Annotated in this window: 21 protein-coding genes; 5 read left to right on the top strand and 16 right to left on the bottom strand. The window is 60.9% G+C overall.

Going from position 1 to position 22,481, the window contains the following annotated elements:
* Positions 1-13: 13 nt before the first annotated feature.
* The 5 genes from I6E58_RS06320 to rpsB all read right to left on the bottom strand — a co-directional run bounded on the left by I6E58_RS06320 (position 14) and on the right by rpsB (position 4,185).
* The gene (locus I6E58_RS06320; RefSeq protein ID WP_197131529.1) at positions 14-892 is read right to left on the bottom strand and encodes a phosphatidate cytidylyltransferase; all 879 of its coding nucleotides are present in this window, start codon (positions 890-892) and stop codon (positions 14-16) included.
* The gene (gene frr, locus I6E58_RS06315) at positions 892-1,443 is read right to left on the bottom strand and encodes a ribosome recycling factor (protein ID WP_129071784.1); all 552 of its coding nucleotides are present in this window, start codon (positions 1,441-1,443) and stop codon (positions 892-894) included. Before frr ends, I6E58_RS06320 begins: the two co-directional genes overlap by 1 nt.
* A 107-nt stretch (positions 1,444-1,550) precedes the next feature.
* On the bottom strand, positions 1,551-2,264 hold the full coding sequence (gene pyrH, locus I6E58_RS06310) for a UMP kinase (RefSeq protein WP_129071785.1): 714 nt from the start codon (positions 2,262-2,264) through the stop codon (positions 1,551-1,553).
* Positions 2,265-2,428: 164 nt separating this feature from the next.
* On the bottom strand, positions 2,429-3,256 hold the full coding sequence (gene tsf, locus I6E58_RS06305) for a translation elongation factor Ts (protein WP_129071786.1): 828 nt from the start codon (positions 3,254-3,256) through the stop codon (positions 2,429-2,431).
* Between the two features lie 11 nt (positions 3,257-3,267).
* Complete coding sequence (gene rpsB / locus I6E58_RS06300; protein WP_197131527.1) at positions 3,268-4,185, bottom strand: 30S ribosomal protein S2; 918 nt, start codon at positions 4,183-4,185, stop codon at positions 3,268-3,270.
* Positions 4,186-4,506: 321 nt separating this feature from the next.
* On the opposite strand from rpsB, the gene I6E58_RS06295 reads away from it, so the two are divergent.
* Positions 4,507-4,998: a M23 family metallopeptidase gene (locus tag I6E58_RS06295; protein WP_197131524.1), complete on the top strand. Its 492-nt coding sequence runs from the start codon at positions 4,507-4,509 to the stop codon at positions 4,996-4,998.
* An 80-nt stretch (positions 4,999-5,078) separates the two neighbouring features.
* Here the strand turns inward: I6E58_RS06295 and I6E58_RS06290 are convergent, their stop codons facing one another.
* A complete protein-coding gene (locus I6E58_RS06290) occupies positions 5,079-7,247 on the bottom strand; it encodes an MMPL family transporter (protein ID WP_231595153.1) in 2,169 nt (722 codons plus the stop codon).
* A 77-nt stretch (positions 7,248-7,324) separates the two neighbouring features.
* Here I6E58_RS06290 and I6E58_RS06285 point away from each other — a divergent pair, with 77 nt between their 5' ends.
* On the top strand, positions 7,325-7,903 hold the full coding sequence (locus tag I6E58_RS06285) for a MarR family winged helix-turn-helix transcriptional regulator (protein ID WP_197131521.1): 579 nt from the start codon (positions 7,325-7,327) through the stop codon (positions 7,901-7,903).
* A 105-nt stretch (positions 7,904-8,008) separates the two neighbouring features.
* On the opposite strand, the gene I6E58_RS06280 is transcribed toward I6E58_RS06285, so the two are convergent.
* Positions 8,009-8,935, bottom strand: a complete 927-nt coding sequence (locus I6E58_RS06280) for a tyrosine recombinase XerC (protein WP_197131518.1) — start codon at positions 8,933-8,935, stop codon at positions 8,009-8,011.
* A 38-nt stretch (positions 8,936-8,973) separates the two neighbouring features.
* On the opposite strand from I6E58_RS06280, the gene I6E58_RS06275 reads away from it, so the two are divergent.
* Entirely contained in the window at positions 8,974-9,783 is an 810-nt protein-coding gene (locus tag I6E58_RS06275) for an SDR family oxidoreductase (RefSeq protein WP_197131515.1), read from the top strand.
* Between the two features lie 51 nt (positions 9,784-9,834).
* Here the strand turns inward: I6E58_RS06275 and I6E58_RS06270 are convergent, their stop codons facing one another.
* The 3 genes from I6E58_RS06270 to putP all read right to left on the bottom strand — a co-directional run bounded on the left by I6E58_RS06270 (position 9,835) and on the right by putP (position 13,458).
* The gene (locus I6E58_RS06270; RefSeq protein ID WP_197131513.1) at positions 9,835-10,707 is read right to left on the bottom strand and encodes an NADPH-dependent oxidoreductase; all 873 of its coding nucleotides are present in this window, start codon (positions 10,705-10,707) and stop codon (positions 9,835-9,837) included.
* Positions 10,708-10,828: 121 nt separating this feature from the next.
* Positions 10,829-11,758 carry a phosphodiesterase gene (locus I6E58_RS06265; RefSeq protein ID WP_197131511.1) on the bottom strand — a complete coding sequence of 310 codons (930 nt, stop codon included), beginning with the start codon at positions 11,756-11,758 and terminating at the stop codon, positions 10,829-10,831.
* Between the two features lie 179 nt (positions 11,759-11,937).
* Complete coding sequence (gene putP, locus I6E58_RS06260; protein ID WP_197131509.1) at positions 11,938-13,458, bottom strand: sodium/proline symporter PutP; 1,521 nt, start codon at positions 13,456-13,458, stop codon at positions 11,938-11,940.
* A gap of 317 nt (positions 13,459-13,775) precedes the next feature.
* Here putP and I6E58_RS06255 point away from each other — a divergent pair, with 317 nt between their 5' ends.
* Both I6E58_RS06255 and I6E58_RS06250 read left to right on the top strand, forming a co-directional pair.
* A complete protein-coding gene (locus tag I6E58_RS06255; RefSeq protein WP_307841997.1) occupies positions 13,776-15,869 on the top strand; it encodes an acyltransferase family protein in 2,094 nt (697 codons plus the stop codon).
* A gap of 183 nt (positions 15,870-16,052) precedes the next feature.
* Positions 16,053-16,634 carry a uridine kinase gene (locus I6E58_RS06250; RefSeq protein WP_197131505.1) on the top strand — a complete coding sequence of 194 codons (582 nt, stop codon included), beginning with the start codon at positions 16,053-16,055 and terminating at the stop codon, positions 16,632-16,634.
* Positions 16,635-16,678: 44 nt separating this feature from the next.
* On the opposite strand, the gene I6E58_RS06245 is transcribed toward I6E58_RS06250, so the two are convergent.
* From I6E58_RS06245 to I6E58_RS06220, 6 genes are all read right to left on the bottom strand, one after another.
* Entirely contained in the window at positions 16,679-17,731 is a 1,053-nt protein-coding gene (locus tag I6E58_RS06245; RefSeq protein ID WP_197131502.1) for an acyltransferase, read from the bottom strand.
* Positions 17,732-17,955: 224 nt separating this feature from the next.
* The gene (gene dprA, locus I6E58_RS06240; protein WP_231595393.1) at positions 17,956-19,224 is read right to left on the bottom strand and encodes a DNA-processing protein DprA; all 1,269 of its coding nucleotides are present in this window, start codon (positions 19,222-19,224) and stop codon (positions 17,956-17,958) included.
* A 2-nt stretch (positions 19,225-19,226) separates the two neighbouring features.
* Positions 19,227-20,759, bottom strand: a complete 1,533-nt coding sequence (locus tag I6E58_RS06235) for a YifB family Mg chelatase-like AAA ATPase (RefSeq protein ID WP_197131496.1) — start codon at positions 20,757-20,759, stop codon at positions 19,227-19,229.
* Positions 20,756-21,112, bottom strand: coding sequence for a YraN family protein (locus I6E58_RS06230; protein ID WP_129071797.1), 357 nt, complete (start codon positions 21,110-21,112; stop codon positions 20,756-20,758). Before I6E58_RS06230 ends, I6E58_RS06235 begins: the two co-directional genes overlap by 4 nt.
* Positions 21,113-21,241: 129 nt before the next feature.
* Positions 21,242-21,748, bottom strand: coding sequence for a hypothetical protein (locus I6E58_RS06225; RefSeq protein WP_197131493.1), 507 nt, complete (start codon positions 21,746-21,748; stop codon positions 21,242-21,244).
* Between the two features lie 84 nt (positions 21,749-21,832).
* On the bottom strand, positions 21,833-22,453 hold the full coding sequence (locus I6E58_RS06220; protein WP_197131490.1) for a LysE/ArgO family amino acid transporter: 621 nt from the start codon (positions 22,451-22,453) through the stop codon (positions 21,833-21,835).
* Positions 22,454-22,481 lie beyond the last annotated feature (28 nt).

Genomic DNA, 22,481 nt, shown 5'->3' with positions numbered 1-22,481 from the left:
GTTCTATTCTGCCTTACGCAAAGATGAGAAACAGCGCGTAGCCGGCTGCAGCCGACAAAAGTGACGAATCTACGCGGTCTAAGAAGCCGCCGTGACCGGGCAACCACGTGCTGATGTCTTTGATCCCGAGGTCTCGCTTGATGAGTGATTCTGCAAGGTCACCCATCGTTGCCGTGCCGAGAATGACGACTCCGAAGATCAGACCCACCCACCACGGTTGATCGATCATGAAGAGAGCGAGAAGCACACCAGCGGTAACTGCGGCAGCCGCGGCACCGGCAAAGCCTTCCCACGTCTTGTTGGGACTGATTGTGGGAGCCATCGGATGCTTGCCGAACGATAGCCCGCTGGCATACGCCCCGATATCGCTGACGACCACAACAATCAACATGGCGAGGGTCCACCATTGGCCGCCGTCTTCTGACGTGAGGATGACCGTAAAGCTAGCGAGGAACGCGACGTACAACATCACGAAGACCCCGGCACCGAGGTCGCGCATGATCGAACGCACCGAACCACGATGGCTCGGCATGACGACCACTTCAACCAATCGCCACACCCACATGAAGGCGATTCCCGCCAGCGTGATGTACCACTGACCTTCTGCATGCCAGTAGAACGACGCGGGAACTACTGCGACGGCGGCGATGACCGCCCCAACGCGGGGAATTTTAAGCCCCGAAAAGCGAAGTGCACTCGCGAGCTCGAACGCGGTGAACGCGACGAGCACGCCGGCAAAGAGCATGAAGAGCTCTTTGACGAAAATCAGGCTGAACAACAACGAAAGACCCAACGCCAGACCCACGACAATTGCCATCGCCAAAGGTCGCCCGGTGCGGGCGTTGATCTTGTCGTTTGTTGCTCGAACCTGAGCTTCGAATTCAGAAACCATTAGACCTCGAGCAGCTCAGTTTCTTTACGCTTGAGAGCATCGTCGATCGCGTCGACATGAGCTTTCGTGCTCGCTTCGAGTTCTTTCTCGGCACGAGCGATCTCGTCTTCGCCAACCTCGGTCAGCGCGTCAAGGTCGTCCTTAGCCTTACGGCGAATGTTGCGCAGCGCGACGCGGGCCTGCTCAGCCTTTTCGCGAACTACCTTGACGAAGTCCTTACGACGTTCTTCAGTCAGTTCAGGAAGAGTGGCGCGGATGACGCTGCCGTCGTTGCCGACGCTGGCACCGATATGGTGCGCTCCCGCGATGGCCTTTTCAATATCTTTGAGAGCTGACTTGTCGAACGGCGTGATGAGCAGAGTACGAGCCTCTTGGTTCACCATCGAAGCCAGTTGTTGCAACGGGGTCGGTGTTCCGTAGTAGTCCACCAGGACCTTCTGGAACAGGGCCGGGTTGGCGCGGCCGGTACGGACCGTGCTGAAGTCTTCTTTGGCAGCATCCACTGCCTTGTTCATCTTTTCGCTAGCCTCGGCTAGAACATCACTGATCACAGGGCACTCCTCTTGGTCTCACCCGAGTTTAGCCTGAGGTCGTTGGAACAACCGTGGCGCGGCACTCGGAAATCATCTGGCTTAGGGGGTTTTCGAATAGCAGAACGCTATCCGTGCACGCGGGTGCCGATCTGCTCGCCCACGATGGCGCGAGTTAGGTTTCCGGCGGGCTCCATGCCGAACACGAGCATGGGCATCGAATTGTCCATGCACAGGCTGAAGGCGGTGGAGTCAACAACCTTGAGGCCCTGAACGAGAGCGTCTTGGAAGCTAATGGAATCGAGCTTGCGGGCATCCGGGTTGCTGCGAGGGTCAGCGTCGTAAACGCCATCCACACCATTTTTAGCAACGAGCACTTCTTCAGCGCCGATTTCGAGGGCACGCTGAGCGGCCACGGTGTCGGTTGAGAAGTACGGCAGGCCAGCGCCCGCACCGAAAATCACGACGCGACCCTTCTCGAGGTGACGCTCTGCACGCAATGGAATGTAGGGCTCTGCAACCTGAGTCATGGCGATAGCTGACTGCACCCGCGTTGCCACACCGGCCTGTTCCAAGAAATCCTGAAGGGCGAGGGCATTCATCACAGTGCCCAGCATTCCCATGTAGTCAGCGCGACCACGGTCCATGCCGCGCTGGCTTAGTTCCGCTCCACGGAAGAAGTTGCCACCACCGACGACAATCGCGATTTCCACGTCAGTCGATGCCGCCGCAATTTCTTTGGCGAGAGCCGAGACAACATCCGGGTTCACACCCAGCTGACCACCACCGAACGCTTCTCCCGATAGTTTCAGCAGCACTCGGCGTTTGCGTTGAGTTGTCATCGTCTTCTTTCCGTGTTGATGTTCGTATACAGGTTATTGCGTTGTGGCGCCTTCAGCATGGGCGCACAGCAGATTCGCCGCAAGCCGCATTCTGTCGCCACCGGCGGTGCGCGCACAATAAAGGCCCGAGGCATTAGAGCCTCGGGCCTTCATCACACTGAGTGTTAGGCGCCTACCTTGAAGCGAGCAAAACCGGTGATGGTAATGCCTGCATCAGCGGCGACCTTAGCGATCGATACCTTGTTGTCGCGAGCGTAGTCCTGGTCAAGCAGCGATACCTGCTTGAAGAATGCGCCGAGACGACCTTCAACGATCTTGGGGAGAGCAGCATCAGGCTTGCCCTCTCCGCGACTGATTTCCTCAACGATACGACGCTCGTTCTCGACATCATCTGCCGGAACGTCTTCGCGCGAGAGGTAGGAGGGAGCAGCGAACGAGATGTGCTGAGCGATTCCGCGGGCGGTCTCTGCATCGTCACCCGTGTACGCGAGTACAACGCCAACCTGCGGAGGCAGGTCCTTGTTGGTGCGGTGCATGTAAACCTCGAACGAGTCACCCTCGAGCTTCGTCAAGCGACGTAGCTCGAACTTCTCACCGAGGATCGCTGCTTCGTCGTTGATGAGGTCTGCGACAGTAGCCGAGCCCGCAGGTGCTGCGAGGCCCTCTTCTACGGTCGAAGCACCAGCGGCCGAAACTGCTTCTGCAACGGCTTCGCCGAGAGCAACGAACTTGTCGCCCTTCGCTACGAAGTCGGTCTCGCAGGCGAGCTCGATGATAGTCGTTGCTGAACCAGTGGTCTTCGCGGCGATGAGGCCTTCGCTGGTGGAGCGGTCTGAACGCTTGGCGTTGCTCTTGGCACCGCGCAGACGAAGAAGCTCGGTGGCCTTATCGAGGTCACCGCCTGCCTCAACGAGAGCGTTCTTGGTTTCAACCATGCCGGTGCCGAGGCGCTCGCGCAGGGTCTTGAGGTCTTCGAGGCTAAAGTCTGCCATTGTTCGAATCCTTACTTCTTGTCGTCAGCTGCGTCTGCAGCCTTCGCGGGGGTCTTCTCTGCGGCGGGCTTCGCAGCAGCGTCGTCAGCCTTAGCGTCGTCAGCCTTGGGCTCTTCAGCCTTAGCTTCCTCAGCCTTGGGCTCTTCGGTCTTCGCTGCAGCAGCATCTGCGTCAGCCTGGCCGAGAAGCTCAGCTTCCCACGCCGCCATGGGCTCTACTTCTTTGCCCTCTTCTGGCTTCTGGTGACGCTGGATGAGGCCCTCAGCGGCAGCGTCAGCGACGATGCGCGTGAGGAGACCAACCGAGCGGATGGCGTCGTCGTTACCCGGAATCGGGTACGCAACGTCGTCGGGGTCGCAGTTGGTGTCGAGGATAGCGATAACCGGGATACCAAGCTTGTGAGCCTCGTCAATGGCGAGGTGCTCCTTCTTGGTGTCGACGATCCAGATCGCCGAAGGGGTCTTCGTGAGGTTACGGATACCACCGAGGCTCTTCTGCAGCTTCACAAGCTCGCGCTTCTGAATGAGCAGTTCCTTCTTGGTGAAACCACGAGTGGTGTCATCGAAGTCAACTTCTTCGAGTTCCTTCATGCGTGCAAGACGCTTGGAAACCGTCTGGAAGTTGGTGAGGAGTCCACCGAGCCAGCGCTGGTTGACGTAGGGCTGGCCTACGCGCAGTGCCTGCTCAGCGATGGAACCCTGTGCCTGCTTCTTGGTACCCACGAAGAGGATGGTTCCGCCGTGAGCGACGGTCTCTTTGACGTAGTCGTAAACTGCGTCGATGTGACCCAGCGACTGCTGAAGGTCAATGATGTGGCTGCCCGAGCGCTCGGTCAGAATGAAGCGCTTCATTTTCGGGTTCCAACGACGAGTCTGGTGTCCGAAGTGTACGCCGCTGTCAAGCAGCTCGCGGATGGTTACGACGGCCATGGCCGTTCTCCTTTTCTGGCTCACTGGCGCGCATGGCGGCAATGGCCTTCTCAGTTAATACTCGCTACCGGTTGGCGCGAATCCTGGTGCCCGGGCATACCTCCGCCCCGATCGCAGTGCTGCACGAAAGGGGACTGAGTGGAGATAGCGGCCGTATGTTGCAGTAGTTGTACTGCAACGGGGCACGCGTAGTCACCGCGAATACACGCGGTGCTGCCAAAATCATACCATCGCTCCCCCACAACTTCGTCACCGCCTGCAGCTTTCCCCGGAAGCGATTTTTCACCACTGACCGGCTCCTCAGTCGTCGACACTGAACGGATGATTCGAGCCCCGTTGTGCGTCATTCTTGCGTTCCTCATTGCCGCGTTGACCGGCGGGAGCGCCGCCGTCAGTGCCGAGCCGGTCTGGAGTTGGCCCATCGAGGCACCGCATCCGATCATCCGCCCCTATATTGCGCCCGAAACGCCCTACTCAGCGGGACACCGTGGGATCGATATCGGCGCCGGTGCGTCACACGAGGTGCGTGCGCCGGCCGCGGGCGTGGTGCACTTCGCCGGCACGGTGGTTGATCGCCCCGTGTTGTCGATTGAGCATCCGGGTGGGCTCATGACGAGCTACGAACCTGTCACTAGCGTGCTGGTCAGCGGTGATCTCGTGGCGCAGGGCGAGATTGTGGGAGAACTGCAAGCCGGGCATTGTTCGGCCTCCTGTCTGCACTTCGGAGTACGCCTCGACGGCGAGTACGTGTCACCGCTCAACTATCTCGGAGCCATCCCGCGCGCAATTCTTTTGCCTACGAGAAAGCCCTAGCCGGGTTCGAGCGCGAGGCGCAGGAACCCGGCTAGGGCTAGTTTTCCGTAATCCGAACGGAGCCTTAGGCGAGCTGAGACTTAGTGATCGACTGTGTGCTTGGGAGCAGCGTCACCCTCGGCGTGCTTCGGAGCGTGCTCCGCCGCGTGCACGGGAGCGTGGGTACGAACGTGCTCACCCGATCCCTTCGGAGTACGCACTTCAGCACCCACCGAAATGACGCGGCTCGGCCACCAGAACTTCTCCCCCAACATGAACGCGAGCGAAGGAACGATCACGGTACGCACGAGGAGGGTGTCGAGCAGCACACCGATGCACACAATGATTCCGATCTGCGTGAGCGTGATGAGTGGCAGCACCCCGAGCACTGCGAATACCGCGGCAAGCAAAATACCGGCGCTCGTGATGACGCCACCCGTCGAAGAGAGGGCCCGAATCATGCCCTGGCGGGTGCCGTGGGTGACCGCCTCTTCTCGAGCTCGAGTGACCAGGAAGATGTTGTAGTCAACACCGAGGGCCACCAAGAACAGGAAGCTGAAAAGCACCACATTCGTATCGATCGCCGGGAAGTCGAAGACCGATTGAAAGAGCAACCAACTGGCACCGAGGCTCGCGAAGAACGACGCCACGACTGTGAGCAGCAGCAGGATAGGGGCAACCAGCGAGCGCAACAGGAGGACCAGCACGATGAACACCAAGCCAAGGATGAGCGGGATCACAAGGTCTTGATCCGACTGCTGAGCGCGCTCAACGTCGAGAGCCTGAGCATCTAAGCCACCGACAAGCGCATCGGCGCCGTCGATGGTCGAGAGTTCAGCACGGAGAGCCTCGATCGCGGCGAACGAGCCTTCTGTTTCGGCAGCGTCATCCAACACCACGCTGATCTGCGTGATGGTGGAGGTGCTTTCACCGATGCGAACAGCGTCAACGCCGTCGACACCTTCGGCGGCTTGAGCTGCTTCTTCGGTGTAATCGGAATTAACGATGACCGAAGCAGGCGAACCGCTGCCGGCCGGGAACGCATCCGCAATCAGCTCTTGACCCTGAACTGCCTCAGGAACTTGCGTAAAGCTCTCGGTCTGCGACAGCCCGATCTTGATCTGCGGCACTCCGAGCGAGAGCGCTCCGAGCACGACCGCCCCGAGAATTGCGACGACGACAGGCTTCTTGGAAACGAGAACGCCGAGCTTGTGCCAGACACCACGCTCTGCACTGCCTTCGGTGCCGAACTTGGGGATGTAAGGCCAGAAAAGACCACGGCCGAAGAGTACGAGAGCGGCAGGCAACACAACGAGCGCGAAGATCATCGCGATCACCACACCCGTGGCACACGCGATACCGAGGGCCCGGTTGCCCTGCAGCTCGGCGAATACAAGGGTGAGAAGTGCCAGCACGACCGTACTGCCGCTGGCGATGATCGCCGGGCCCGCACCGCGCAAGGCACGAGACATGGCTTCACGGCGATCCTCGACGAGGCGAAGTTCGTCGCGGTAACGCGCGATCAAGAGTAGGGCGTAGTTCGTGCCGGCACCGAAGACGAGCACGGAGAGAATTCCCGTGACGGAGGCATCCAACTGGATACCGGCAAGAGTGGCGACGCGAGCGGCGACGATTCCCGCAAGACCATCGGCGGTACCGACGACAATGAGCGGAACGAGCCACAACCACGGGCTGCGATAGGTGACGAGCAAAAGAACAGCGACCACGATGACGGTGGTGAGAAGAAGAGTGAAGTCAGCGCCTTCGAAGACTGCCGCGATGTCGACAGCGAATCCTTCGGGGCCGCTCAGCAGCGCCGAGAGGCCGTCGGGGAGGTCAGCGTTTGCTTCGGTGCGAATCTCGTCAGCACGTTCCGCTTGCTCGCCCGCTTCAGAGAGCTTGTCGAGCGGAACCGTGACGAGGGCCGTGGTTCCGTCGTCGGAGAACGAGGCCGGCGGCACAAATCCCTCGGCGGAGAGGTCACTCAGCGAAGCCGTGGCGTCGGTGATCGCCGCCACGTCGTCGTCGGTGAGGTCCCCGTCGTCGCGGGTGTAGACGAGTAGAGCGACGGTGGAATCAGCACCGGGCAGGTCCTCGGCGGCAGCAGCCGCTTGAGCAGATTCGGCGGAATCGGGCAGGCCGATGCCGGGCAGCGCGCCCTCCTCATTGCCGGAGCCGGCAGCGAAGATCGCACCAGCGGCGAGGAATGCAGCGACCAGCACAATCCACGAAGTCTTTCGGGCGGTGATGAACGTCCTGAGGCGCGACATCGCTCTCCTTCTGAAGCAAAGTACTTCGATCGACTAGATATTAGACAAGTTAGAAACATACCGGTAAAGTTTTCTCCATGCAACACAACGAATTCGCTCTGGAGCGCCCCCAAGCACGCCGCCCCACCCAGCTGCTGCGGGACATTCTCGACATCAGCGAAGAGTTCGAGGAACACGTCGGGCGAACGCTCTCCGTCAACGCGACGGACCTTGAGGCGATGGAACACTTGATCATGAGCGGGCCGTTGCCGCCGACCGAACTATCGCGCCGCCTGAACATCTCAACGCCCGCCGTCACCGCCTCGATCGACCGTCTGATCACCGTCGGTCATGTCACTCGCGAACAGCATCCGACCGATCGCCGCAGCGTGGTCGTCGTGCCTAATCCACGATCTGTAGCCACCGCCATGGCCACACTGATGCCCATGATCATGGGAATCGACCGTGTACTCGACAACTTCGACGAGTCCGAAAAAGAGGTCATCGAGCGCTATCTCGACCAAGTTGTGACGATTTATCGCGAGCAACTGCCCGATCCCACGGATATTCCCGCACCAAAGCCGGCCGTTGCCCCGCCGAAGATTGACCCGCCAGGACCGCGGCGGTCATCGTGGAAGCCAGAGACTCAGGTCGGGCCGACGATCTTTAGCAGTTAGAGCTTCCTCAACGGCGAGCACGCCGGGCATGACGGGTGCGACGAGTACGACGCGTACGACGAAGGTGTCTTCGCACACTTTCGTGTACTCGACGCGCGGAGGGCATCATGCTCGCGGATGGGCCATCCGATAACTATCGCGTAGCCGCTCTGTGGAGACGTGCGTGTACAGCTGAGTTGTGCCGAGACTCGCATGCCCGAGAAGCTCTTGCACGGCACGCAAGTCGGCGCCCCCATCAAGCAGATGGGTGGCCGCGGTGTGTCGTAACGTGTGCGGCCCTGAACCTCCCGAACCCGGAACATCGGCCAGTAGGTGCGCAATAACTTCATAGACCGTGCGCGCACTCACGCGTTTGCCCCGAGCGCCCACGAAGAGCGGAGCTGCTCCCCCAGTTTCCGTCGTCAGCTGCCCCCGGCCGCGGGTGAGATAGTCGCTGAGCGCCCGCTGGGCGGGGATGCCGAACGGAACGACACGCTCCTTCGCCCCCTTACCCATCACCCGCACCGTCAGTCGCGAATCATCGACATCGTTGGCGCTCAAGCCCACGAGTTCGCTCACCCGCAGCGCAGAGGCATACAGGAGCTCGACGATAGCCCGATCCCGCAACGCAACCGGATCGGACGAGGAGGCTCGCGCCTCAACACTCTGCATCATCTCGGCCATTTGGTCGCGATTGAGAACGCGGGGCAAGTGACGCTCGGCTTTGGGCGCTTTGAGCCGAGCCGCGGCATCCACTTCGGTGTGGTTGTTAGTGGTCAGCCAGGCGCTAAAGGCTCGGGCTGCTGCCGCCCGGCGAGCAAGCGTCGCCTTAGCGAGCCCGTCTTGCGACGACTGCCAGAGCCACTCACGCAGCAGTTCGAGATCGAGGTCGACTGGTTCGGTAGCCGAGCGCTCGGCAGCGAAGCCGACAAGAGTGGTGAGATCTGAACGATAGGACCGGATGGTGTGCACGCTAAAGCCGCGGTCTGCCGAGAGGTACTCGACAAACACCTCCACGAGCCGGTGCATGTTCACGTGTCTATCGTGCGGCATGCTGCAGACATTAGTGTGCGACGCGATAGCGTTTCGGGATGACCACTCCAGCTTCACCACAGCACGTCGGCACCGCTCTCGTGACGGGAGCAACCTCGGGACTCGGCGCAGAATTTGCCCGCCAGCTCGCCTCGGCCGGCCACGACCTCGTCCTGGTAGCACGCGATCGCGCCCGTCTGGAGAGCGTGGCAGAGTCGCTGCGAGCCGCCTTCGGCGTCGACGTCGAGGTGCTCGGCGCCGACCTCACCAACCCGGAGCAGCGAGCGACCGTCGAAGAACGACTCGCCGCTAACGAGCATCCGGTCAGCTACCTCGTGAACAACGCGGGTTATGGCCTTGCGCAGGAATTCGAGAGCAACTCCGTCGATGACGAGGAACGGATGCTCGAGATCTTGGCCACCGTACCCCTGCGCCTCAGCCATGCCGCACTCGGCGGCATGCTCGTGCGCGGCTCAGGCACCATTCTTACCGTCGCGAGCATTGCAGGAGGCGCCCCGCTCGGAATGTACGCGGCAGCTAAGACCTGGCCGTTGAGCTTCAGCCGCTGGGCCAATGCGCAGTACCGCCACCGCGGCGTCACCTTTAGCGCGGTGGCTCCCGGTTTCGTGCGCACCGAATTTCACGCCCGCCTCGGTATCGAGCGCTCCGCCATGGCACCGAAATGGATGTGGCTCAACGCCGATTTCGTCGTTCGCACTGCGTTGCGCGACGCCGCGCGGGGTCGCGGACTCTCGGTTCCGAGCATCCGCTACAAGTTGGTGTGGGCGCTCATGAAGGTGGCACAGCCGCTCATTCTGCTGGCTGTAGCGCGATCGAGCCGCGCAACCTCGGCGAAGACGGGGCGCTAGGCACTGCGCCCGCACGCTGATTGCCCGGTGGGTGGCAGCCAGAACTGAAATCTAGCGGATGGGGAAGCCGCGCGCCTCGACCTCGTCCTTGAGCTGATCACGCAGCGCAGCCGACGGACCGGTCACTCCATCCGGCTTGCTCGTGCGCCGCGCGGTGTGCTCCGCCCACCCATATTCGGCATCCGGAATTTGAGAACCTCCATTGGCAACCTGACGGCCCGCGTAGAGGCCGTTGGCGATCATCACCTCGTCATACTCCCGCACGTGCTCTTCGACATCTGCACTGGAGTACTGCTCGCGGTGCACGACGGCCTCGCTCGCCAAGCGTGGTTTGACGCCCCGCCGCACGCCCTCTTTGGGGTAGCCAATCGTCAGCCCTGCCACCGCGAAAACGCCCTGCGGCAGCCCCAACTCTTTGGCGATCGCGCTTGGGCTATTTCGCACCGACCCGATTGGCACAGCGCCAAGCCCCAAGGACTCGGCAGCGACGAGCGCGTTTTGGAGCGCCAGCGTTGCATCGATCGACGCCGTCAAGAACATCTCCAGGTTGTCCGCCCCGAAAGTGCGCCCCTGGCGCTCGGCCAAGTAGTGGAACCGCGACACGTCTGCACAGAAGATGAGCATGACGGGTGCCTCGGCGACGTAGCGCTGGTCACCGACAAGGTGAGCCAAGCGTGCACGACGCTCGGCATCCTCAACGACGACGATGCTGAACGCTTGAAGGTTCGAGGATGTCGGGGCGCTGCGAGCGGAGACAAGTATAGCTTCGAGCACTCCAGCTGGAAGCGGAGTCTTTTCGAAACTGCGAATCGATTCGTGGCTTGTCAAAACTCGAATGGTATCCGTGACGAACTCAGGCGCAATTTCGCGCTGCTCTTGTTCGATTCGAGTGGTGGGTGGAGTGTGTGTCGAGCCCAAAGTCATGGATTCATGATTTCACGCTCGACTGGGCGCGTGATGCACACAGAGTCGCTGCGGCGTTGATCGCCGCAGCCTGAACGCAGCAGCCTGAACGCCCCACAAATTCGGCGGACACAATAGCGCGCTAGTCGGACGCAGCAACCTCGGCCGCATTGAAAGTCGAGTTCTTGGCCGAGAAGGTTTCGAGGCGTTGTTGCGGTGTCATTGCTTCGATCTGAGCCCACGCTTCTGCGGAGTGCCCGGTGATCTCGGCCGTATCGCCGACCGGGATGATCGAGTGCACAGTCTGCTTCTCGTAGACGTGCACGACGTTCACGGCTTGGCCGTAGTCGACGCCCGAGAGCAGTCGGTCTTCGGCGCTCAAGTCGAGCGTGTAGCAGGTTGCCGATGCGACAGAGACGGGGATGCCCGCAAACGTCGAGTGGGTCGAATAGTGCAGGTGGCCCGCGAGAATCGCCCGCACATCGCTGCCCTCGAGAACTTCAGCCAGCCGTTCTTGGCGCTGCAACTCGAGCATGCCCATCGCTTCAAGCATGGGGGTAGGGATCGGCGGATGATGCACGGCGAGCAGTGTGCCGTGCGGTGCGGGAGTGGCCAGTTCATTGCGCAGCCACTCCAACTGTGCGTCGCTAATGTCACCGTGATGATAACCGGGCACCGTGGTGTCGAACGAGATGATGCGCAACCCGTCGATCAGGTATACCCGGTCTTGCGGAGCATCCGACTCGTCATCAAAAAGCAGCTTGGAGTACTGGTCGCGCTCATCGTGGTTGCCCATGACCCAAATAATTTCGGCGTTCATGCGCTTAGCCGCGGGCTCGACGATTTCGCGAAGGCGCACGTAAGCGTCGGGCTCCCCCAGGTCGGCGAGATCACCAGTGAAAACGATGGCTTGCGGGTGAGCCGTTGATCGTTCGAGCTGGGCCAGTGCTTGTTCGAGGTGTTCGATCGTGTTGACCGCGCCGTAGAGCGGTCGCCCGCCCGCCAGCAAGTGGGTATCACTGACGTGGGCAATAACGTGGCTGGGAGCTGGGTACTGGCCGAGTTGAATCACACGCCCAGCCTAGGCCTGCCGAGTGTCATTCAATAGGGCTCTCGCGAGACAGCACGGAAGCGGCATGAGAACCTGGGCGATCGCACCGTGGGGGTAACGCAGGATGCCCGCCGCCACAACAGTGGCCGACGGGCATCCAGCATCGTCACGCCCCGAAGAGCGCGCTCGATCGAGCGAAGTTAGTCCTCTTTATCGAAGACTGGGAGCGTGACCGTTCCCGTGCGAACGCTTTCAACGGCGGAATCGAACTCGGTGACGATGTTGTCGCTGTGCTTGAAAGTCAACAAGCTCACCACAATCGCGATGACGAGGTTCAGGATGAAGCCGGGCACGATTTCGTACATGACGCCAGACAGCGCGTCGCTGTTGCCCCAGATGACGACGGTGACAGCACCGGCGATCATTCCGGCAATCGCGCCCGGAGCGGTGAGCTTGCGCCAGAACAGTGACAGCAGAACGATCGGCCCGAACGCTGCACCGAAGCCGGCCCAGGCGTAGCCGACGAGGTCGAGAACGGATGCCTTTGGGTCGAGCGCAATGATGATTGCGACCACCGAGACGACGAGCACACCGAGACGACCCAAGATGACCTGCGCCTTGGGGGTAGCTTCCTTCTTCGCAATGATCTTGAAGAGGTCTTCGACGAGAGCCGACGATGACACGATCAGCTGCGAGGAGATCGTGCTCATGACAGCGGCAAGCACTGCGGCGAGAACGAAGCCAGCGATCAGCGGGTGGAAGAAGATCTGCGACAACTCGAGGAAGACCTTCTCGGGGTCATCCAGCGTGAGGTCGGGATTCTGCTGGAAGTACGCGATACCGATGAGGGCGGAGGCCAGCGCACCGAGAACCGAGATGATCATCCAACTGATGCCGATACGGCGACCAGCTACGGCATCCCGCGGCGAACGCAGCGCCATGAACCGAACGAGGATGTGCGGCTGACCGAAGTAACCAAGGCCCCACGCTGCTGCGGAGATCGCTGCGATAGCGGATCCGCCGAAGAGGTTGAGCATGTCGACTTCTTCGGTGCTGACGGCCCGGATCGATTCCATGGCGCCGTCGATGCCACCGACCTGCGAGATGCCGATGATCGGCACGAAGATCAGGGCAAGGAAGATCATGATGCCCTGAACAACGTCGGTATATGTTGCCCCGATGAAGCCGCCAAAAAGGGTGTACAGCACGGTGACGCCACCCACGAGGAGCATTCCGATGAGGTACTCGGAGTTGAATGCGCTCTCGAAGAACTTTCCGCCGGCGACCATGCCGGAGGAGACATAGAACGTGAAGAAGACGAGGATGATGATGCCGGCGGTGATGCGCAGAATGTGCGTCTTGTCGCGCAAGCGGTTCTCGAAGAAGCTCGGCACTGTGATCGAGTTCTTGGATACCTCGGTGTAGGCGCGCAGACGTGGAGCAACGAACTTCCAGTTGAGCCAGGCGCCAATCGTCAGACCGATCGCGATCCAGGCTTCGACGAGGCCACCAACGTAAAAGGCGCCGGGGAGTCCGAGGAGCAGCCAACCGGACATGTCGGAGGCACCGGCGCTGAGCGCTGCCACCCCGGGGCTGAGCTTGCGACCAGCAAGCATGTAGTCGTCGAGGTCGGTAGTGCGTTTGTAGGCCCACCAGCCGATCCCGAGCATTGCGGCCATGTAAATGACCATCGCAATAATTTGGAAGGTTAGATCGTTCAAGGTGTCGCCTTTCTCATGCATGTGCGTGGGTTAAGCCTGTCTACCCTTGCAGAGATAAGGATTAGTAACAATCTCAATCGGCGACCATAAAGGGTAAGAGTTTCTAATGGTTGCCGCGCGAAGTGTGCAGAAAACCGCACAAACCGTCACAAACCCGGGGTTGGCACAGGACTTTTGCGTGGGCGGCGCACAGTGCGCAGCATTCCGCAGGCGGCGTTGCCGGCGGTCTGACCACAAGATCCACGGATCATCCCCATGGGACCCGCGACTAAGGGTTCCACTAGGCTTCCTCACGGGCGCTCCGGCCAAACAGCATCGTGGAGCGACTGTTTTCTCTTTTCAACACCGGGGGCACCGTGGATCACACTCGCGCTAAGCAGCCGGGTGCGCATCACATTACGGAGATCGAAGGCTTGCGGGGAATCGCCCTCAGCCTTGTCGTGCTTTTCCATCTTTTTGGTGGAGGTCGCGTTTCAGGAGGAATCGATGTCTTTCTGGTCATCTCCGGCTTTCTCCTAACAGGGTCAACCACCCGACGGATTGAACGCGGTGCGCCTTTTCTGCTCGAACATTTCAGCCGAGTGGCGAGACGTTTAGTGCCTAGCGCCGCTGTCGTAGTAGTGTTCGTCGCTCTCGCCGCGCTTCTGGTCTTCCCGGAGTCGCGGTGGCTACAAACCGGCCGTGAACTCATAGCGAGCCTGCTGTACTTCGAAAACTGGGAGCTCATCTCCTCACAGCTCGCCTACGGAGCAGCAGGAGTTGACTCCAGCCCCCTGCAACACTTTTGGTCACTTTCCGTTCAAGGGCAATTTTTTCTAGCGTGGCCTTTGGCACTCGTAATTATTGCGTTCGCCGCTCGCGCTGCAGGCGTAAAACCGTTCTATTCATTCGTGATCGCGACCGCGCTCGTCACGATCGCGTCATTTGCCTATTCGATAATGCTCGTCAATGCCGATCAGAGCGTCGCCTACCTCAGCACGTGGACTCGCCTGTGGGAGCTCGGGGTGGGTGCAATTCTCGCATTGACCGCCACGAAGATCCCGCTTCCTTTGTGGGCGCGCAGCCCACTCGCCTGGCTCGGCTTGACCCTCATCGTGACGTGCGGCTTTGCCATCGACGGCGCGACCGCATTCCCCGGCATCCTGACCCTCTGGCCGGTCCTCGGCACTGCGCTCGTGATCGTGAGCGCAGGCGGTACCTCTCGGTTCAGCCCGGTTCACGTGGTGGACACGCGAGTTATTACGTTCCTGGCACGCATCTCTTACCCGCTCTACCTCTGGCATTGGCCCCTGCTGATCGTGTACCTCGAATACCGCCACTACGACGCGGTCGGCTGGAAGGGGGCCGCACTGGTACTCAGTGCGTCGGTTCTTCTCGCGTGGCTCACGCAACGTTTCGTCGCTGAACCACTCGTTCTCACCCAACCCCCGAAGAACCACTTTGCCCCTTTCGTCGTGCCCGCGAGCATCGTTGCAACTGTGGCAATTCTTCTCTCGATCGGCGTGGGGGCAATCGAGCGCTCGAACGCCGCCGAGTTGGCGGCAGCTGAAAAAGCAGCACAAGCGAGCACCGAGCTGTATCCGGGAGCACGAGCGCTCACCGACGGCATCGAGGCAACAGACCCGACGGTAGGATTCGTACCGAGCACCGAAATAGCGAACGCAGATCTCCCCGACCTCTATTCGCGAGGCTGTGTTCAGAACTACCGCAGTGAGCCCGGGATGGATGAGGTACTCATTTGCGAGGACGAAGACACCACTGACCCGAGTCATTTCGTGGTCATGTCCGGCGGGTCCCATGTACTCCATTGGTATCCAGCGCTCAAGACCATTGCCACCGAGGAAAACTGGCGACTGGAAGTGGTCGACAAGGATGGCTGCCGGCTGACCGTTCGAGCTGACGAGACTAATTTTGCGCCTAGCGAGATGTGTTATTCATGGAACGACAATGCCTTGCCCGCCCTCGTCGAGATGGCACCCGACGCAGTATTTACGGTGGGAACCAGAACACCCGAGACAGACGGTGTCGAGATAGTTCACCCGGGCCAAGTCGGGGCGTGGCAGTATCTGGCTGATGCGGATATTCCTGTAATCGCGATGCGCGATACCCCGCGATTCACATCCAGCGTTCCAGAGTGCCTTGACGAACACGACGACAACCCGCTTGCCTGCGCTCGCGATCGCTCAGAAATATTTCTCGATCGGGCGCCGTATCTCGACACACCGAATATTCCTGAGAGCACCGTTTTCATTGACCTCACTGATTCTTTTTGCACAGCCGAATCGTGCGATCCGATTGTTGGCAACATTTTGGCTTACCGCGATGAGGACCATATGACAGCGACTTACTCCCGTACCCTCGTCGGGTCTTTGCGCGCGGAACTCGAGGCCCAAGCGGGCTGGCTGTTCTAGAAGAGGAACTTCAACTGCCTGCATTCTCTCCGCTGCAGTGCTTCGTCAGACCACGATCGCGGCTTCTGCGCTCAGCGCGCAGCGGGACGGCATCCCCCGGCCACCTGCTCAGGATCTCGGGTGATGGTGGAATGTGTTCTGCGCCGCATCGTTAGCCCCAAGACCACCTAAACTGACGCCACTATGACAGTCGTTCGCGTCCTTTCCGCTATCGCAGAATTACCCTCGACTTCCTCTACGATCGTCCTCGGCATCTCGGGGTTCGGAGGAGCAGGGAAGTCGACGCTCGCCCGCGAGCTGGTGTCTACGCTGGCGAATTCTGCTCGCATACGTGGTGACGACTTTCTCGACCCCTCCCGTTCGCATCAGCGCTCGACGGACTGGGCCGGCGTCGAGCGGGTGAGACTTCGTGAAGAAGTGATCGACCCGCTTCGCACCGGGCGCAGCGGATCGTTCCGACGGTTCGATTGGTCGACACGCGCGCTGGGCGACCCCGAACCATTGCCTGTCGCGGATGTCGTCGTAATCGACGCGATCGGGCTTTTTCATCCAGAACTCGCTGGCGCCTTCGATCTGACCTTGTGGGTGGATGTCTCTCTGGAAAATGCCACAGAGCAGGGCAAGGCTCGTGATCGCCGACTTGGTCGAGACCACGAAAGGCTGTGGGACGAGGTGTGGGTACCCAACGAACGCGACTTCGTTGCCCGGTTCGACCCGCACTCCGCAGCAGATCTGCTCTATGCCTCGGGACGGTCGAGCACATAGAGATGCACCCACGCTCTGTGAGTCTCAGTGTGAAAAATCACGGGCTAGCGGTGGGACGACTCCGTCTCTGATCTCCGAGAAGAAAACCATGGATCGATTCTTGCCTTGCGCCACCGAAGAACCGGCAGCTCGACATACCGCCATGTGAGCATTCCAAGAAGCGTTCCCGCTGTTGCACCTAGCGCGATAAATACCGGTGGCGGAAGGGTCTCGCCTATCAAAGGCATGATCCAAAATATAACGGATGCATGCCCAAGGTAGATGCTATAGCTGGCTAGACCAATCGTCTCGACCGGCGCCCAAGTGCTTAATCTGAATGCGAAATCACGGACTCTGCTCGCCGCGGGAAGAAGTCCCCATAAAATCACAGCGACGGCCGCGAGCGATTGGCACGTGTAAGAAAGTGGAGTTGGCACGGCCGCAGAACCTACGTACAGCGCTATGGCAATCAAAAGTGTCCAATTGCTGCTTAGTTTCGACAGCCACGCGTTTCTACCCTCCAACCAGAGAACGTAGAGCACTGCCGCGAGTACGCCCCACGCAATCGAGTCAAGTCGAGTCACAGTCGAACGAACGAAATAGATGCCGTCATCAAACGGAATCATGAACCTCAGGGTGGTCGAGTAGGCGATAGCAAAGATGGCCACAACAGCCAAAACTCCGCGTGCGCGATTGAGACCAACGATGAGGAGCCAGAGCAGCGCGAAAGCAATATAAAACTGTTCCTCGACGGCAAGTGACCAGGTAACCCCCGAACCGGGCATTATCTCTTTTGCGGAAGCAGCATCGAAAATTCGAACCCAGTTGAAAGTGAAGAACACTTGGGACGCGACGACCCACCAGTTGACGACGTTCCAAATGGAGTAAATCGCGGTCGGAACGAGAATAAGGACGACCAGAGGAGGAGCGAGCTTTAGCGCACGATTTGCGTAGAAGCGCGTTGCTTGGAATCGACCTGTTTTCTGCCGCTCTTTCAACACAACATAAGTGATGACGAACCCTGAGATAGCAAAAAAAATGGTGACGCCGGACTGCCCGGGAACGAAAAGTAAACCCGCATGATTGAGGACTACGAGCATCACAGCGAATGCGCGCAATGCATCAATGTGGGCGAAGCGTCCCTGAGAATTGGCGCTCGTCGTCTCCCCCACTGGTTTAAGCTATCGCATGCGTTCGACTTTTAGGAGTGGTCGCAGGTCAGTAGCCGGAATGGCCGACTACCGAAAATTGACCGCGTTCCGCGCTCTCTTCATCGAGTGATAGGAATCATCGATCTCGATTGCCGTGCAGAATTTCCGGAGACACGTGGCCAGCGTTGCCGTCATTCGTCACCACGTTTCCAACCGCGCTCGGTTTCGGTGACGCGACCGTCGAGTTCGAGGAGGCCCAGCTGAGCGCGAACCGTAGAGATCGCGAGGCCACTGCGCGCGGCAAGGTCGTCGGTGGTGCGGGCGCTGCGAGCGCTGAGGGCGTCGAGAAGGCGAATAGTTTCGGTATTGCGCTGGCTGCCGACTTCCGGCGCCTCGCTCGTTGCCGTGACGACCTTTGTGACATCCACAACCTCGTCGACGGTGAGCAGTGTTTGCTCGATCGGCGCTAGCTCGGCCATCTGGTCGGGGTTGGTGACACACACGGCGTCATAGTCACGGATAAGTCGGTGACAGCCCGCGGAGGCTGCGCTCGTGACCGGCCCAGGCACTGCACCGAGCGGACGACCTAGCGTTGCTGCGTGGCCAGCAGTATTGAGGGAGCCGGATCGCCAGCCCGCTTCAAGCACTACCGTCGCCATGCTCGCTGCAGCTATGAGCCTGTTGCGCTGCAGAAACCTCCATTTGGTGGGTGGCGACCCGCACGGGAGCTCGGAGATTACGACGCCGTGCTCCACGATGCGACCGAGGAGAGCGTCATGGCCGCTCGGGTAGAAACGGTCTACTCCCCCGGCGAGAAACGCGACGGTAAGGCCCTGACTGGCGAGAGCGGCGCGGTGAGCCATGCCGTCGATGCCGTAGGCAGCCCCCGACACGATCGTGTACCCACGATCGACAAGGCCAGCGGAGGCTTCCATGGTGATGTGTTCGCCGTAACCGGTTGCTGCGCGGGCTCCGACGAGGGCGATGCCTCGATCGATTCCGGCGAGCGCTTCATCGGTTCCGCGAACCCAGAGCGCCGAGGGCGCGTGCCAGTCGAGATCGGTGAGCCGCGACGGCCACAGGGTGTCGTCGGGCGTGAGCAGGCGCGCGCCGAAACGGGCAGCCTGACGCAGAGCGATGAGCGCGGTGTTCGACTTAAGCCGTGGCATCCACCGGTCAATGGCTTGAGCCATATCGTTGTCGGCCACGACCTCACCGTCGCCAGCAAGCGCGGCGGCGAACCGCTCGGGTTCCCAATGCTCGACAACAGCGGTGAGCGCACGAACGGCGCCGAGCTGCTGGATGGCGCGACCGGCAAGACGATCACCGGGCTCGGCGAGGCCGCTCCACGTTGCGCGAGCGAATCGTTCCGCTATCGAATCTCGATTGAGGTCACCGCCGCCCCCGACGCTGACGGCCTTTACGAGGGTGGCGACTTCTGATTCTTTGAGTCCAAACATGGTCACTGGGACATGGCCTTTCTGAGGTAGAGCGCTTGCCCGACGTGGGTATCGTCGGGGCGAGAGTCGTCGGCTAGGTCGGCGAGAGACCACGCGACGCGGAGCACGCGGTCGTAGCCGCGCATCGTGATGCCGCCGCGCTCAAGTGCACGGTCGAGTCCGGCAGTGACCTTCGGCGCGAGGCGCAGTTCGGTACCGCGCAAGTACGAGCCCGGCACGTGCGAGTTGAGTCGCCACGGCGTGGTCTCTAGTCGAGCCGCCGAGCGCTGCCGAGCCGCTGTGACGCGGGCTCGGGCATCCGCTGTCGAGAGAGACGGTTGCTCCCCCGCTAGCCGCAGTTGGGCGCTCGTGATGCGCTCAACCCGGAACTGGATATCGATGCGATCGAGGAGCGGCCCCGACAGCCGGGCAAGATAACGCCGCCGGCTGTTCGGCGGGCAGGTACATTCGCTGTCACGCGCACCCCACTGACCGCAGGGGCAGGGGTTCGCCGCCATCACGAGCTGAAACCGGCCAGGAAAGTGAGCAATCGCGTTGGCGCGATGGATGCTGATGACACCAGATTCGAGAGGTTGCCGCAGTGCATCCAGAGCGGCAGGCGCGAACTCGGGTGCTTCGTCAAGAAAGAGCACTCCGTCGGAGGCTCGGGCGGCAGCCCCCGGACGAATCTGCGAGCTGCCACCTCCCACGAGCGCCGCGGCCGTCGCCGTGTGATGAGGCGCTTCGAGGGGTGGACGTGTCGTGAGACTGCTGCCGACCGGGAGTCCGGCGAGCGAACGAATGGAGGACACTTCGAGGGCCGCCTGCGGATCGAGATCGGGTAAAAGCCCGGGCAGCCTCGCGGCGAGCATCGTTTTGCCGGCTCCGGGCGGACCCAGAAGAAAGACGTGATGGCCGCCCGCCGCTGCGACCAGCATTGCGTCGATCGCGTCACTGCCGCCGATCATGTCGGAGAGGTCGCCGACGTTGTCGAGCGTGACCTCGGGAGCAGCCCTCGTTATTACTTCGACGGGTTCAGGCTCGAACTCTCCGCCATGCCAGATCGCGGCATCCCGCAGCGAAGGAACGGCGATCACGCGCATGTCGGGCACGAGCGATGCTTCATCGGCATTGCCGCTCGGCACCATCACGGTCGTGAACCCGGCCCGAGACGCCGCAAGCACGGCGGGCAGGACACCGTTGACCGGTCGCAGCCGCCCATCGAGACCGAGCTCACCGATGTGGAGCACGCGGTCGATCGATTCTGCCGAGATTGTGCCGGCGGCAGCGAGGGCCGCGAGCGCGATACCGAGGTCAAAACCTGAGCCGTGCTTGGGCAGAGCGGCAGGCGACAGATTGACGGTGATCTTACGGTTCGGCAGCCCGCATCCGGAGTTCGTCGCGGCCGCCCGCACACGGTCTTTCGCCTCGCCGAGCGCGGTGTCGGGCAAGCCGATGAGGACGAAGCCCGGGAGGTTGTTAGAAAGGTCTGCCTCGATCTCCACGATTGCACCCTCGAGACCCAACAGGGAAACAGCGTAGGTTCTGCCGATCACGAGATGCGCTTCAAGTGCTCGATCTCGATTTCGCCACGTGAGGGCACGATCACGGCAATCGCATCAATGCGAACAGTCGCTCCCGAACCCGGATGATCGTCACACCAGGCCGCAGCAAGTCTCCGCAGCCGTGCAAGTTTCGTGGCAGTGATTGACTCGAACGGATGCCCAAACAGCACGCTCGAGCGAGTCTTGACCTCGACGAAAACGAGCTCGTCACGCTCACGCGCAACAATGTCGAGTTCCCCCTGCGAACACCGCCAATTGCGGTCGAGGATCTCAAGCCCTGCGCTGGTCAGGTGGTCGGTCGCGAGCTGTTCGCCACGTGCGCCAAGTTCATCTTTTGCTGCCATGGCTCAAGCGTCGCGTCTCGGGGCAACCGGCGACGAGACTGGGCACGTTGTGGGCGAAGACTCCCCGACGCGCCCCGGTGGGGAGGACTAGTCATTCAGCCAGAAAACTACTCGGAAAAGACGAGCTGATTAGTCACCCGAACTCGCCGCTTCGAACGCTGAGACGCTGAACCGAGCACCGTCGTCGACGGTCACCCTCAGCGTCAAGCTCGAGAGGTCGCCTTTAAGGGACGAAGTGAGATAAGTCGATGCCGGCGTTCCTCGTTCACTCGCGCAATTACTTGCCCAAGTTCTATCCACGACGGTGTCGCCCGAGACTATCGCCACCTCATACGGGGTATTCCTATCGCACCCGATCGCGAGAAAGAGCTGGTCGACCGCGTCGCCTAGCGGAGGCAACGAGTATTCCTGTGCGCCCGCACCCACGCGCTCGAAGAGAATCGAATAGGCAGAATCGGAGTTCAGAAGGCTGGAGTCAGTACTGAGGAGCGGCATCTCCCAGCTATTCCCCTCCGTCGCGACGTCAGATTCCCCCGACGACCCCGACGAATCAGATGCTTGTGGCCCAGCCGACACACAACCGGCAAGCCCGAGCACGACTGCAACGCCAACAAGAACGACTCCACCACTACGCATGGTTGATTTCTAGCACTCGTTCCGACGTCCGTCTAGTGAATCTAAAGAATTGTCACGAAAGAGCATTCAAGGATCGACAACTGACTACTCGAACAGCCCAGCGATCAAGCTGCCCGCCAGCACGACCATGACAATCGCGATCACAATGTCGAGCACCCGCCACGCCACGGGCTTGGCGAAGAGCGGGCGCAGATACCGGCTGCCATAGCCGATCGCGGTGAACCAGATCACGCTGCCGAGGCAGGCTCCGAGTGCGAACCACCAGCGGTCGTCACCATACGTTCCGCCTATGGAACCGAGCAGCAGTACAGTATCGATATATACGTGCGGGTTGAGCCAGGTGAGCGCGAGCGCTGTCGAGAGGGCGGCGGCGAGCGTCATCCCTTTACCGCCGGTTGACGCCGTGAGGGCTTGTGGGCGCACGGCACGGCGCAGTGACAAGAAGGCGTACACGAGCAGGAAGAGGGCGCCGCCGACCCGCGCGATCACGAGCAGCCACCCTGCTTGTTCGATGAGGGCGCCGAGGCCCGCCACGCCGGCGGTGATAAGCACGATGTCAGAGAGCATGCAGACGAGCACTACCGCAGTGACGTGTTCCCGCCGCAGTCCTTGACGCAGCACGAACGCGTTCTGCGCGCCGATCGCAATGATCAGCGAAAGCCCAAAGCCGAGCCCGGCGATGACGACGGCGATGATCGGGGGCATGAGATGACTCTAGGGGCAGAATGGGTGC

It is taken from the genome of Salinibacterium sp. SWN1162 (assembly GCF_015864675.1).
GTDB lineage: Bacteria > Actinomycetota > Actinomycetes > Actinomycetales > Microbacteriaceae > Rhodoglobus.
The sequence above is the reverse complement of the archived record's forward strand: the minus strand, read 5'-3'. Positions and strand labels throughout refer to the sequence as shown.